This is a genomic window from Photobacterium sp. 2_MG-2023 (assembly GCF_030547675.1).
In the GTDB taxonomy this organism is placed as follows: domain Bacteria; phylum Pseudomonadota; class Gammaproteobacteria; order Enterobacterales; family Vibrionaceae; genus Photobacterium; species Photobacterium arenosum.
This window is the reverse complement of the sequence record NZ_JAUOQQ010000009.1, coordinates 158,726-171,907: the sequence shown is the minus strand read 5'-3', so window position 1 is coordinate 171,907 and position 13,182 is coordinate 158,726. Positions and strand designations below refer to the sequence as shown.

Genomic DNA, 13,182 nt, shown 5'->3' with positions numbered 1-13,182 from the left:
TTCTTGATTGTCATATTCACCTCGATAAGTCATTTTACTCACTTAACGCGGTGTCCAAAAGTATTGGATCAGATCACTGCTTTCATTGATAGGCAGCATGATGATAATCGGCTCCTTTAACGTACAGCCGTAGTTCATCACTTTGCCAATGTTTTTATCTCTAATTCCTACTGTTCTCTTTTTTGGATTTCTTCCATCACTAATAGCTGTAAGGCTTGGCGTTTATTCCAAGAGTAAAGTGCAGGAAGCGTGGCGGTTAGTAAAAATATTCTTTCGCCATAATCAAAAAATAACCATTAAGGGGGAATTACATGGCTCTGCGAAGTAAGCAACTAGTGATTAGTGATTCAGATATTAACGCAGCCTTACAACATCTAAAATCGTTACCTAATACCGTGACTGCGACAATGCCTAAATCATGGGCTAAACAAACATTTTTGGAATGGCTGCAAAAAACGCTTCCTAAAAAAATTCAGTACGGGGTCAGTTTTGATGTTGCAACGCACCAGGTCCCACCGGGGAGAGCAGTTCCGCTCGCGGGTTCTGTCGGTGGTCGATACCTGCAAGAAACGCGGGATGTCAGCGCTAGATACCATCAGCGATATAGTGACGGCTGTTAACCGAAAGCAACCGTACCCGGATGTGTTCGGGCTGGCTACTGGCTAGTCAATGCCCCACTGGTGAATGGTTACGTATTTATTGCCCAATGAAATATTGATTGCATCAGTAAAATACACTGTTATTCCGCACAATACCCATCCGATACCCGACATCTCGCTCATTTAATATTGAATAGTTAATATACAATAAGTAGCATCTTGAATGCACGAATGATAACCATGACCTTCTTTGTGGTATTTAAAGTGTATTGCTTCAAATAAGTTTAAATAACAATCATTATTATCAATAAGCTGGTTGGGTTATTAATAATAGTGTGAACTTCGTTATTCATGTTTTAAGAAGAAATAACAACACCTAACATAGAAAATAAGTCTGGAGTGACATTATGAATGTCTTACGATCTATCATTTACTTATCGCTTGCCGGCTATATGTCGGCTCCGTTTGCTGCTGAGGCGAGCTTTGCCCCTATAGTGGTTGGGGCGCCATATGAAGATAGCTTAGCTTCGCAGCCAGGGTCAGATTCTGCGCCCAATTCTGGCGCGGTTTACCTCAAATGGAAAACGCTACAAGGACAACTCGGTACTGCGCTCATTAAAGCCCCCAATGCAGAAAGTTCAGATAAGTTCGGCGAAGCGGCCATTCTATCCGGGAACAATCAAGTTTTGGTGGTGGGTGCGCCAGGCGAATCGGGCTGTGGGGCCAATGTTGGGGCGACCGAACACGCCAACCTCATTGGCACCAACAGCAGAGTTACTTGTTTCTCGTATGGGATGGAAAGTAATGCAGATTCTGGTCAGCCATTAGATTCCGTCTCCATTGGCGCGGCCTATATATTCGAAGGGCAGGGGGAGTTTGCAAACAACAGTCAGTTTGAAACAAGTGCAGGTCATAAGTTGCTTGATTTTACCACTTACATCAAAGCGCCTAACCCCAGCCTTTGGGATAACTTTGGCGGTGTGGTCCATATCAGTGGTGACGGCAATACCATCGCTATTGCCGCAACAGGTGAAGACAACTGCGGCATCGGTGTTGGAGGCACGGGCGACAATCCGAATCAGCGTCTAGGTGGTCACTCGGTCTGCGGCCAGTACGTACACCCGGGTATGGATGACAACAGTGCCCGAGACTCAGGGGCGGTGTACATCTATAAAAAAAGCAACAACACTTGGGTGCTGGATGCGTACCTAAAAGCGCCAAACACCGATCCTGGTGATATGTTTGGTTCTGCCTTGGCATTGGACTCCGATGGGGATCAACTGCTTGTGGGTACCCCGGGTGAAGATAACTGCGGTACCGGTGTGGGTGGCCAGGGGGCGAACGCAAATCAACGCCTTGGTTATGGCTCCGTGTGTGGGACAAATCCTAACCCAAGCCTGTGGGATAACTCGGCGAGGGATTCTGGGGCTGTGTATCACTATGCGCGAGAGAATGGGCAGTGGGTGCTGAAAGAGTACATTAAAGCCTCAAACACCGACGCGGGGGATTTGTTTGGCAGCGCACTGTCGTTTGATCATCAAGATGACAAAATCGTGATTGGTGCGCCAGGGGAGTCTGGCTGCTCAGCAGGGATTGATGGGGCGCTGCAAAACCCTAACAAGAAAATCAATGGTGAAAGTGTTTGTGGTAACTCGCCGCTTAACAGTAACGTCAAATTGGACAACCGGATTGGCAAGTCTGGCGCGGTTTATGTGTTTGCTTACGATGACAACAATGCCAATTTGAAGGAAGTGGCCTACATCAAAGCGCCAAACCCTGACGCGAACGATCAGTTCGGCGCTAACTTGTTCATCGACAGTGTGGGTGGTCTGATGATCGGTGCGCCTGGTGAAGATAACTGCGGCACGCATGTGGATGGCACAAACAACAAAGCCCCATGTCAAAACCCCGGTTTGACCAACAATCAGGCTCTGGATTCGGGGGCGGCTTACATCTACAACGACAACAATTACGCTAACACCAAAGTGGCGTACAGCTTCTTCAAGTATGTGAAAGCGCCGAGCGTGCATGGGGGCGATGCGTTTGGGACCAACCTAGCGGCGGTAACCGCATTAGATGCTCAAGATCCGACGATTCAGATGGTCTTTTCTGCGCCGGGTTATGATAAACCGGATATGACGGACACGGGCAAGGTCTTTGTTTACACCAAAGAGTCGGCCAACAAGTTGCGCAAGAGCTTTGGCTTCAATGGCAAGCTACCAAACGTTGAAAACTCAGTGAGTAATTTTGATTACTTTGGTGGTTCAGCGCTTGGAGGCAGTGACACCTCTGTGACCAGTTCGGTCGGCAACCAATGTACGATCGTGACTGACTACCTAGAGGGCAGTAAGATAAGTATTAAAGACTTTATTGACTGTATTGCAGGGTTCGGACCTGGACATTAATTCCTATTTGATGTTGTTTAATGGAGTGAAGGATGAGTTCGCAAGATGTGGGCTCATTCTTTTCGCCTTTTTAAGGGGCCTTATGCGAGAGTGGCCAGCCTACTATGAAGAGATCTGGCAGAGCGAGGTCAATATTCATTTGGTAATTGCGCAGTGCTGCATGAGAACGTATCAAAGGCTTAAGGTTGCGTTGTCAGCATTCTAACTCACTAGATCTCTGGGGTGCACCTACGCCAACACAAGATAGCCGTTTACCAAATCATTCGTGGTGAGAAGGTCGTCTTGATCGAACGTTGACGGATAGGGCCCGGCTTCAGTGGGCGGGTTTGTGTTCACAATATGACTGTGTAACTTTACGGTATTGTGTTGGCGTCATTTCATAAAATTTCTTAAACAGTAATCGGAAATGATTGATGTTGCTGTAGCCCACCTGGCGACTGATGGTCTCAATGTTCAACTTAGTCGTACTCAGTTTGTCCCGTGCGTAAGAGAGACGCAGACGTTGAATATAGTTAACCGGAACGTCGCCGGTTGCCGCTTTGAACCGTCGCGTCATCTGTTTTTCGCTCAAAAAACTCTTGCTCGCGCATCGCGCCACGGTCAGATTGCCTGGATGTTCATGATGCATCCAGTCTTGCAGTTCATGGATCAGAGTGTCATTGTGCTGCCGATATTGGCCGAAACTGGTCAGGCAGATCCGCGTCATACAGGAAATATCGCCCCCAATGTAGCGCTCGCAGCGCGTACGATGCTCACTGCCGAACAGATCATCAATTATCAACAAAGTGGCGTCGTAATAGTCCCGCACACTCGACGAGCAGATAAACGGGCTCTCATGAGTGATTTTTAGGTGGGGCATCAGCTTGACACTGGGGTAGCGTTCACGAAAGTACGCTACATGTGCCCAGTGGGTGGTGGCGCTACGATGATTGAGCAACCCCAGCTCTGCCAATAAAAAAGTGCCCGTGCATAAGGAAACGACATATTGGCTATCAACCAGTTGCTGCGTCAACCATGTTTTGATTGTCTCTGGCAGCAGGTAGGTCTCATCACTCGGCTCGCCACAGCAACCGAGCAAGAAAATATCTGTTTTATCAACCTGCTGCCATGGTTTGGGAAAGGCAATCGTCAATCCGGCAAAGGTTTGAATGTGCGTATCGGACGGGGAAATATAATGTACTTCTGGTTTGGGAAGCCCTGCTAGTTTGGCGGCGATCATTAACATCTCTGCTGGACCGGTTATCGCGGTGCTTGGGACGTTATTGAGCAATAAAGCAGTGATACGTAAAGGTTTGCTAGGTTTTACCATCAGCTCGAGATCCCTTGTTGAGTCAGTCATAACTGTAGTGGTCAACTAAAATTGGCCGCAGTTTAGAGTATTTCGCAATACAGCCTTCAGACTCATTGGGAGTCAGCCCTTCGTTATACTGATGAGGGCTGAGTTGGCTGTAATAGCAAGAGGAAATGTAACGAGTTATATTTCCTCTTGCTTCGGCAGTGCTTGATAACCCGATACTGGGATCCACTCCGTTTTTAGGCCTCTAGTAAAGAATCAATTATTCAATCCAGTACTGAATAATCCGTATATCCATTCTCGTTGCCACCAAATAGCGTTGAGCCGTCCAGTTCAGCCAGAGGCTGTTGTTGCTTTAAGCGCGCTACCAAATCTGGGTTAGAAACAAATGGGCGTCCGAACGCCACTAAATCAGCATAACCTTTCTCAAGTACCTCATCAGCGCGATCTTGGGTGTAACTGCCTGCGACGATAATCGTGTTTGTGAAGTATTCGCGCAGTTCGATTCGGAAACTCTCTGGAATCACTGGAGCGTCGTCCCAATCCGCTTCAGATAGGTGCAGGTACGCAATATCGCGAGCTTGAAGTTGTTTCGATGCTTCGAGGATAGTCGGCACAATGTCAGGACAGTTCATGTCCTTAAAAGTAATGAAAGGAGCGAGTCGTACTCCCACTTTGTTGGCACCAATGGCTTCGCTCACCGCATCGACCACTTCCAATAAAAAGCGAAGTCGGTTTTCGCGAGTACCACCAAAGTTATCGGTTCTGTGGTTTGAGTTGGTACGCAGGAACTGATCAATCAGATAACCATTACCACCGTGGATTTCGACGCCATCGAAGCCGGCTTCAATCGCACGTTTAGCGGCATAGGCAAAATCACTCACCACACGGTCAATATCGGCTTGGGACATGGCTCGTGGCGTTACGCAATCGACCATATTGCCATTACCTTGTTCGTCGGCAATCCATACTTGGGTTTCTACCGGTTTGAGTGCCGATGGGGCAATAGGCTGTTCGCCTTTTTGGAATGTTGGGTGCGATACTCGGCCCACATGCCACAACTGACAAAACATTGCAGCACCTTGTTCTTTTGTTGCTTGAGTGACTGCTTTCCAGCCTGCCACTTGCTCATCGGTGTATACGCCTGGCGTGAACGAGTACCCCTGTGAATCGTCTGAAATCTGGGTGGCTTCAGAGATAATTAAGCCCGCAGTCGCACGTTGCTTGTAGTAAGTCGCCATCATTGGGTTTGGAATATTACCCGGTTGGCTAGTGCGTGCCCGGGTCATTGGTGCCATCACCACGCGGTTTTGTAGAGCCAGTTGTTTTAACTGTATTGGTTCAAAAAGTTTGCTCATGGTCGGTTCCTTACTGAAGTAGTGGTACTTGGGTTTTATTGCTTACAGATTCCATCCAATCTTTCACTGTGTTGTCCCATTGGATTTCTGTTGCACTAAAGAACCCACGCAAAATAGAAAACAGGATGGCTTCGTCTACCAAAGTCACATGCTGGCAGGCATCGAGATTCAACACGCTTTTCGCACCTTTGATGAGCGCTTCTACCTCTTTGGCAATGTTTGGTGTGTCTTGTAGGAGCGCATCAAAATTGAGTGCGGCAGTTTCTTTTTTGGCGCGCCAAGCTTGTTGCGCTGGCAGAGTGGCAAACTCTGGTAAATCCATATTTGACCACCTTGGGTAACCCACTTTTTGCAGTGGAAGAAACGCGATTTTTTGCCAATCCAACACTTGTTGTGACGGTTGGCTTGTTTCGCTGGATGTTGCCAGCTCAAGGAAGTAAGCGATGATATCTAGGCTCTCTGCCATCACTTCTCCGTTGTCTTTGGCAAGAAGTGGGACTTGCTTGGTTCCGATAAGATCTGTCGTGGTTTTGTCATCGTCATAAGCAATATTGATGACGTCGAGTTGGATATTCAGCATGCCAGCAACATAGCGGACGCGAGCACTAAATGGGCAATGTTCGTAAATGTAGAGTTTCATAGTGTTTTCCTAGTGATTCGTATTGGGTAGCCCCGCTTTGTTCGGGAGGCGTTAAATCAGGGCTACCGGTTGGGATGAAATTAGTTGTTGAAGCTTGGAGCTAACTCGGCTTGTTTGCTTTCTTTGCGGTTCGCCTTGGCGATGAATAGCAAACCAATCAGTGGAATAATGATTGCCGCGTAAGGGATCATGCCCGCGCCCATTTGGCTATCGAGCACCATACCGCCTAAGAAACCGCCAAAGGCATTGGCTAAGTTGAACGCTGAGATGTTTGCCGTCGCCGCTAATTCTTGGCCTTCACCACCGTGGTTCATTACTCGGAGCTGCATCGCTGGTACGTTAGCGAATGAAGCAATACCAAACACAAAGGCGGTGGCGATGAACAGTACTTTGTTGTCTACGGTTAAGCCGACCAGTATTAGTGAAACAATCATCGCGATAGCCCAGAACATGGAGGCTTTTTGTAGGTTTTTATCTGATGAACGGCCACCCATGGTGTTACCAACAATCAGACCGACGCCAACGATAACCAGAATCCAAGTCACCGCACTTTCACCAAAGCCAGTGATGTGCATGGCGATAGGGGCGATGTAACCATACAAAGTCATGAACCCCGACCAAGCAAATACAGTGATCGCAAGGCTGATAAGTAGCATTGGGTTTTTGAACGCTGCCAATTGCGCTTTGACATCTTTTGCTTCGCCATGACCGGTCGATTTGACCACTGAAGTGATGAAGAACAGAGCCACTAAGCCAAAAGCTGCAACGGTTAAGAAAGTGGTGTGCCAGCCGAATTGCAAGCCAATCCAAGTACCGCCAGGCACACCTAAAACGTTAGCCAATGTTAATCCCGCGAACATTTGTCCGACCGCGCGACCTGCCATTTTTTCTGAAACCAAATTGGTCGCTACCACGGCACCAATGCCGTAGAAAGGACCTTGAACCAAGCCAGTGATCACTCGGCTTACCATCAACACAAAGTAGTTTGGTGCGAAAGCAGACAATATGTTGCCGAGGATAAACAACACCATTAGCCCAGCCAGCACGGCTTTCTTGTTAAAGCGTGCAAAGTAAATCGTAAGTAGTGGACCGCCAAACACAATGGCAAGCGCGTAGGCACTGATTAAATAACCCGCTTGCCCTTCTGTGATGGACAATGAGTTGGCGACTTGAGGAAGAATTCCTGCAATAACAAATTCCGCGGTACCGATAGCAAAAGCTGCAAGCGTCAAGACCCATACCTGCAGCGGCATTTTTTCTTTATTCATGGGGAGTCTCTTTTTTTATTTAGTTTGAACCCATTGGTGCCATGCATTTTTGTTGCGATGGCACCTTGTTTCTATTTGGTGTTAGCCAAGCAGTGCACCACCGTCGACATCAATCACGGCGCCAGTCATGTAACTGTTTTCAATCAGAAGTCGGTAAGCTTTTGCAACGTCACTGGCTTCGCCAACTTTGCCTACTGGCAAGCTATTTTGCGTGCGTTGGTACATGGCATTTCTGTCGTCTTCGTTCATGCCTTGATACGCCTCGGTTTTGGTTAAACCCGGGCTGACCGCATTCACTCGGATAGGAGCCAATTCTTTCGCCAGTACTTTCGTGGTTGCTTCAATGGCAGCGTTAATAGCGGTTTTTACATAGGTGTTCGCTACAACTTTGCGAGATAACATGCCGGAAGTAAGTGTGATTGAGCCGCCTTTTTTGATGTAGCGTGCTCCATGTTTAGCTGCGTTGATGGCGCCCCAAAATTTGGTATCAAAAGCGTATTTTGCTTGGGATACTTCCACATCCATCACTTTGCCCGCAGGAGCATAAGAACCTGCTGTGACGATCAGATGGTCAAAAGCACCAATGGTTTCGAAGTAGTGGTAAACCGATTGTTCATCACTGAGGTCTAAACCTGTTTTACGGCTGGCTACGTGGACAACCGCATTTTCGCTTGCAAGTTGTTGGCTAAGTTCAGCACCAATACCTGATGTGCCACCCAGTACGACATAAACGGTTTTTTCTGTTTTCATGATTTGTTTCTCCAATCTTGTTTCGATGGGGTCAGTATATGTATTGGAGTGAATTTGATAATTGGGTAATATTTAAATTTATTATTCAGCTAAGATGAATAATAAATTTAAGGAGAGATCGTGGACAAGTTTTCAGATATGACGCTGTTTGCCAGCATTGTGAAGAACCAAGGGCTGGCCGCGGCTGGCAGAGAGCTAGGCTTATCGCCAGCGACGGTAACGGCAAGATTACAGTCGCTGGAAGATCGTTATGGGGTGAGATTGCTTAATCGCAGTACAAGGCATATATCGTTGACAGACTCTGGCGCGATGTACCATCAGGCATGTCTGGAAATTATCGACAGCGTAAAAGAGACGGAAAACTTACTCCAAACTGGCACCAAAGAAGTGCGCGGGACACTTAAAATCTCGGCTCCTCGTGATATTGGCAAGCAATACATTTCGCCAATACTGTCGGAATTTAATCAGCTTTATCCCGAAGTGATCCCTTATCTGTATTTGAACGATAACTTATCCAACTTAGCAGAATCCGGTTTGGATATCGTTATCCGATACGGGGAGCTGGCCGACAGCAATCTTATCTCTCGCAAGCTTGCATCCAGTCGCCGAGTGCTTTGCGCTTCTCCTCAGTACTTGGCAAAGAAAGGGACGCCGATTACGCCGCAAGATTTAGCACAGCACGATTGTTTAGCTATGGTTCGCAGCAATGAAGAACTGAAAACATGGCATTTTCAAGATGAAGAACAACACAACGTCATCACTGTGCTACCAAAGCGTTTTTCTGATGATGGTGAAGTGATTCGTCAATGGGCGTTGGATGGGGCGGGTATTGCGTTGAAATCGATTTTAGATGTGCAAGAAGACATCAAAAAGCAGCGTTTAGTGACGGTGTTGAATGGCTACATGAAGAACTTCAACGCATCGACCTCTTCAGCAGGTGCGGATTTGAATGTGATTTACCTGAGTCGCCAGTATCAACCCAAGCGACTTCGTTTGTTTGTAGATTTTTTAATTGAGCACTTTAGTAGTTTAAGATGATAATTGTATAACCAGATCTGCTTGATCAGCGGCGTGAGCGGGCCATCCTTGCCATTGAGGTTTTGCCCGGACTGCAGCGCTTTGGCGAATGCCTGGATATCAATTTCGTATTTATCAGCCATGATGTGTCTCTCCCTTTTTTTAGGACGTGCAGGAAAAGACACAAAACTCTGAACACTAGCCCTCAACTCTTACCCTTCGACAGGTATCCCCTCCTTTATATTCAAATAATATTTGATAATTACTCAATCATTAGCTTGTTTTTAGGTTTGAATATCTCGCGTATTGTCGAAACATATTCACATAGAGCCCAAACTGAGTGTGCGAGCTTACAGAGGTACAATATGAACATACTGAAAACAGGGATCGCCTTCATGGCTGCGATAGGATCCAACGTGGCTACAGCGACGGATTTAGAGGTAGTTGCACAGTTAAATGGCACACGACCGGGCAACCTGACCGTCACGGAGCAAGGACGTCTGATCATGTCAATGCATCCATTGGAAAACCCAAAATATCGAGTGATGGAGTTGCTAGACGACGGCACAACACGGCCGTTTCCTACCGAGGACTGGGCCGATGGACCTGAGATCGGGGAAGTGGGGCTGTCGTCGGTCATTGGCATTGATAGCACGAAAGAGGGGACGGTTTGGATGTTGGATATGGGCAGTGCCACTACGCCCGCTCAGATTGTCGCTTGGGATAGCGTCAACCATGTGCTTGCTAAGCGTTTCACGCTCAGTCCTTCAGTGATGGTGGATAACTCTTTCTTTCAGGACTTTGCCCTCGATACTTCGCGTAATCTGATGTATATCGCTGACACCACCTTAGGCAACATCGCCGGGTCGGCCGCTCCGGCATTTGTGGTGGTGGATCTCAATACCGGTCAGGCGCGGCGCGTGCTGGAATCGAACAAAGCGTTGATGGCGCCTCAGCATCAAATCAATATTGATGGGTCGGCGTTGGCTACGAAGCGCCAAGACGGCAATTCCGATCCCGTGTATCTGGGTCTCAACCCCATCACGATCGATATCAATAATGAGTGGGTGTACTTCGGGACGGTCAACGGCAGTGCTATTTATCGTCTCCCAGCTGCGGCTTTGGCTGATCCCAAGCTCGCGCCCGAGCAGCTTGCGAAAACCATCGAATTTTACAGTGAAAAACGACCGAGTGATGGCATGGTGATGGCAAAGAATGGCCGAATCTATGTGGGTGATCTGGAGAAAAATGCCATCGGTGTAGCCGACGAAACTGGCTATCGACTGATCGCGCAAGATGATCAGTTGCTCAACTGGGTTGATGGCTTTGCATTAGGTAAAGGCTATTTGTATCTCACGCAAAATGCGTTGCACCTGCATCCAATCATGAACGAGGGCGAGGAAGAGGCGATCAAGCCTTATCGCATTGTGCGCCTCAAGCTGGAGTGATGAGCACTACGTGCCGCAGCCGTGGTGGTGCTCACATCGCCACGACCTGAAAGGTTATGTCAGAAGAGGAAAAGTAATGCCACAATCAATCACAATAGGGGTCACGGATCTCTCCTTCCACCGGGTGACAGCCTCACTTGTTCGTCATGTGCTCGTCGACATGGGGTTTGAGGTCGATCGCGTGTACGCACCGCACCAGGAAAACTTTGCGCAGTTGGCCTCTGGTGAGGTGGACATGTTGAGCTCTGCTTGGTTGCCATCCAGCCATGGTACCTACAAAAGCCAAGTCGAAGCCAAGGTGCCGTTGCTAGAGCTCGGCCTCCATTATCAACCGTATGCCCTGTGGGGCGTGCCCGATTACGTGCCGGTTGAGCAGGTCGCCAGTGTCGAGGATTTGCTGAAGCCGGAAGTGCGAGCAAAAATGCACCGAGATATTCAAGGCATTAATCCAGGCGCAGGGATCACGCGTTTCTCAATTCATATGATGGTCGCGTATGGTCTGGAGGAGGTGGGCTATCGCTTTCATACCGGCAGTGAAGAAGCGTGTTTTGGTGCATTTGAACAGGCGGTCGAACACCAACAATGGGTCGTGGTACCGCTGTGGCAACCCCAGTTCTTGCATCATAAGCATCGCATACGCGACTTGGACGACCCCAAGGGTTTGCTGGGCGGTGTTGATCGCGCGGTACTGTTATTACGTGAAGATCGTCGCGCTCGGTTTACGCCGGAGCAATTGGCGCGACTGGATGCACTCTGTTTCTCCAACGCCATCATCGCCGATTTCGACTACCAGGTTCGTCGAGAGGGGCAAATCTTAGATACAGTGACTCGAGCATGGCTTGATGCACACCCGTTTTAATCCCAAGCTAATCGAGAGGCTGCTCGCTTAGCTCGGGATGAGGTGGCGCGCCGCGAGCGCTGAAAGTAACGCCTGAGTGCGGGTTTTGAGATAATCCCGCAGTAAACGGACGGTGGGCGTGATGGACTGACGACTGGGGCAGACTAACCATAACTCTGTCGGCGTCGGCGTATAACCAGGCATTACACTGATCACTCGTTGATTGAGCAAATCGTCCGCCATATCGAGGCACGACTTGATGGCCATTCCATATCCGGATACACACCAGCGGCGTACTAGATCGCCGTCGTTAGATATACGATTCCCGCACAGTTTGGCTTTGATGGTTTGCTCGTAATGGGCAAACTGCCATTCATTCTGGACCACATCGTTCAATTGATAGCACAAGCCATTGTGTGTCGCCAACTGGTGAGGATGCGACGGTGTGCCATGCGTTGCGAGGTACGAAGGGGCCGCGCAAAGCAAACGAGGGACATCACAGATTTTAAAACCATACAGGTTGTTTTCCGTGGGTGAACCGTAACGCAAAGCCATATCAACGGTATCGCGATAAAAATCGATGATACTGTCGCTTATGTGACTGCGTAGAGTGAGATTCGGGTGTTGATCAAGGAACTCATTGAGCCAAGGGGTAATGACATTTCGGCCCAGATCGGAAGACAGAGCAATCCGCATTTCGCCGCCCAACTCATCCAAATCTGACTGAATATTGAGTCGTGCGCTCTCGAGTAATTGCAGAGCCTGCTGGCACTGAGGCAGGTAACGCTCGCCAGCAGGCGACATCCGCAACTGACGTGTCGTACGGATAAACAGCTCAAGTCCCAGATTTTTCTCAACGCGTTTAAGCGCGGCACTCGCGGTAGCGACTTGCATGTCTAAACTGTTGGCGGCTGCTGTGATACTGCGAAGCTCCGCCACTTTCATCACCACGAGAAGATCGTTTAGTAGCATAAATTCAATACATGTTTGGTAATGTATTCATTGTTATCAGTTTTTCGTTCGTATCACAAGTGAGGCCCTGTTGTGGCGTGGACATAAACTCGTTACTTGTTGTAGAACATACGTTGTTGGTTTGAGTGATCTGACTTTGTAACTCGTGGACACCTCGGCGGGAGGCTGTTCATCGTTCTGTGCCAGCGTAAGTCACAGACCCACATATTGATAGACCCTGTTAGGGCAGTGAATGCTCACCTGGGATAGCGTCTGATTTCAGTTGAGTACCTGCGTCCACTTCTCGGAAGCCTTCAGCATCCCCCAACGCTCAAACCCCAAATCCAGCTCTCCACCTTCAATTCCGATATCCAACGGCACGATCACTTTCGCTGTGAAAACCACCCCTCGGCTCTTAACACTGCCGCCGATTGCGATGGGAATATTCTGGAGATGAGGGTTATCCCTCATCTCGATTGCTGCGAAAAAGCAGTCCATGTCGATATGAATAAACTTCCTGTCTCCGTGTTGCTCTCTCTCAGTGTGCATCGTTTTTATCTCAATACATTCGCGTAGAGACGAAGCTTGTTCTTTCTGAAACGATTATCTCCTTT

The 13,182-nt window shown here is 48.4% G+C and carries 11 protein-coding genes and 3 pseudogenes; 5 read left to right on the top strand and 9 right to left on the bottom strand.

Annotated features, from left to right (window positions below):
• Positions 1–504: 504 nt before the first annotated feature.
• A pseudogene (locus tag Q4491_RS09710) lies at positions 505–666 on the top strand (IS66 family transposase); the annotation flags it as partial.
• A gap of 340 nt (positions 667–1,006) precedes the next feature.
• Entirely contained in the window at positions 1,007–3,004 is a 1,998-nt protein-coding gene (locus tag Q4491_RS09705; RefSeq protein WP_192017276.1) for a hypothetical protein, read from the top strand.
• Between the two features lie 313 nt (positions 3,005–3,317).
• On the opposite strand, the gene Q4491_RS09700 is transcribed toward Q4491_RS09705, so the two are convergent.
• The 6 genes and pseudogenes from Q4491_RS09700 to Q4491_RS09675 form a co-directional block, all read right to left on the bottom strand.
• Complete coding sequence (locus tag Q4491_RS09700) at positions 3,318–4,313, bottom strand: GlxA family transcriptional regulator (RefSeq protein WP_303457023.1); 996 nt, start codon at positions 4,311–4,313, stop codon at positions 3,318–3,320.
• A 22-nt stretch (positions 4,314–4,335) separates the two neighbouring features.
• Positions 4,336–4,553, bottom strand: a pseudogene (locus Q4491_RS09695) (hypothetical protein); the annotation flags it as partial.
• 11 nt (positions 4,554–4,564) lie between these two features.
• Entirely contained in the window at positions 4,565–5,656 is a 1,092-nt protein-coding gene (locus tag Q4491_RS09690) for an alkene reductase (RefSeq protein WP_192017274.1), read from the bottom strand.
• Between the two features lie 10 nt (positions 5,657–5,666).
• Positions 5,667–6,296 carry a GrxB family glutaredoxin gene (locus Q4491_RS09685; protein ID WP_303457020.1) on the bottom strand — a complete coding sequence of 210 codons (630 nt, stop codon included), beginning with the start codon at positions 6,294–6,296 and terminating at the stop codon, positions 5,667–5,669.
• Positions 6,297–6,376: 80 nt separating this feature from the next.
• Complete coding sequence (locus Q4491_RS09680) at positions 6,377–7,564, bottom strand: MFS transporter (RefSeq protein WP_303457016.1); 1,188 nt, start codon at positions 7,562–7,564, stop codon at positions 6,377–6,379.
• Between the two features lie 81 nt (positions 7,565–7,645).
• Positions 7,646–8,314, bottom strand: a complete 669-nt coding sequence (locus Q4491_RS09675) for an SDR family oxidoreductase (RefSeq protein ID WP_192017271.1) — start codon at positions 8,312–8,314, stop codon at positions 7,646–7,648.
• Positions 8,315–8,434: 120 nt separating this feature from the next.
• On the opposite strand from Q4491_RS09675, the gene Q4491_RS09670 reads away from it, so the two are divergent.
• The 3 genes from Q4491_RS09670 to Q4491_RS09660 all read left to right on the top strand — a co-directional run bounded on the left by Q4491_RS09670 (position 8,435) and on the right by Q4491_RS09660 (position 11,638).
• Positions 8,435–9,352, top strand: a complete 918-nt coding sequence (locus Q4491_RS09670; protein WP_192017270.1) for a LysR family transcriptional regulator — start codon at positions 8,435–8,437, stop codon at positions 9,350–9,352.
• A 344-nt stretch (positions 9,353–9,696) separates the two neighbouring features.
• On the top strand, positions 9,697–10,779 hold the full coding sequence (locus tag Q4491_RS09665; RefSeq protein WP_303457012.1) for an L-dopachrome tautomerase-related protein: 1,083 nt from the start codon (positions 9,697–9,699) through the stop codon (positions 10,777–10,779).
• Positions 10,780–10,855: 76 nt separating this feature from the next.
• A complete protein-coding gene (locus Q4491_RS09660; RefSeq protein WP_303457009.1) occupies positions 10,856–11,638 on the top strand; it encodes a glycine betaine ABC transporter substrate-binding protein in 783 nt (260 codons plus the stop codon).
• 27 nt (positions 11,639–11,665) lie between these two features.
• Here Q4491_RS09660 and Q4491_RS09655 read toward each other — a convergent pair whose 3' ends face one another.
• The 3 genes and pseudogenes from Q4491_RS09655 to Q4491_RS09645 all read right to left on the bottom strand — a co-directional run.
• Positions 11,666–12,589: a LysR family transcriptional regulator gene (locus Q4491_RS09655; protein WP_303457006.1), complete on the bottom strand. Its 924-nt coding sequence runs from the start codon at positions 12,587–12,589 to the stop codon at positions 11,666–11,668.
• Positions 12,590–12,847: 258 nt separating this feature from the next.
• Positions 12,848–12,973 (bottom strand): hypothetical protein, encoded by a 126-nt coding sequence (locus Q4491_RS09650; protein WP_303457039.1) that lies wholly within the window; start codon positions 12,971–12,973, stop codon positions 12,848–12,850.
• Positions 12,962–13,117: pseudogene (locus Q4491_RS09645) on the bottom strand (hypothetical protein); the annotation flags it as partial. The gene Q4491_RS09650 and the pseudogene Q4491_RS09645, both read right to left, overlap by 12 nt.
• Between the last annotated feature and the right edge of the window lie 65 nt (positions 13,118–13,182).

Excerpts from the sequence above, each read along its gene's own strand:
- Q4491_RS09655 (WP_303457006.1), bottom strand. The coding sequence starts at position 12,589 with ATGCTACTAAACGATCTTCTCGTGGTGATGAAAGTGGCGGAGCTTCGC.
- Q4491_RS09705 (WP_192017276.1), top strand. The coding sequence starts at position 1,007 with ATGAATGTCTTACGATCTATCATTTACTTATCGCTTGCCGGCTATATG.
- Q4491_RS09690 (WP_192017274.1), bottom strand. The coding sequence starts at position 5,656 with ATGAGCAAACTTTTTGAACCAATACAGTTAAAACAACTGGCTCTACAA.
- Q4491_RS09685 (WP_303457020.1), bottom strand. The coding sequence starts at position 6,296 with ATGAAACTCTACATTTACGAACATTGCCCATTTAGTGCTCGCGTCCGC.
- Q4491_RS09660 (WP_303457009.1), top strand. The coding sequence starts at position 10,856 with ATGCCACAATCAATCACAATAGGGGTCACGGATCTCTCCTTCCACCGG.
- Q4491_RS09665 (WP_303457012.1), top strand. The coding sequence starts at position 9,697 with ATGAACATACTGAAAACAGGGATCGCCTTCATGGCTGCGATAGGATCC.
- Q4491_RS09680 (WP_303457016.1), bottom strand. The coding sequence starts at position 7,564 with ATGAATAAAGAAAAAATGCCGCTGCAGGTATGGGTCTTGACGCTTGCA.
- Q4491_RS09700 (WP_303457023.1), bottom strand. The coding sequence starts at position 4,313 with ATGGTAAAACCTAGCAAACCTTTACGTATCACTGCTTTATTGCTCAAT.
- Q4491_RS09675 (WP_192017271.1), bottom strand. The coding sequence starts at position 8,314 with ATGAAAACAGAAAAAACCGTTTATGTCGTACTGGGTGGCACATCAGGT.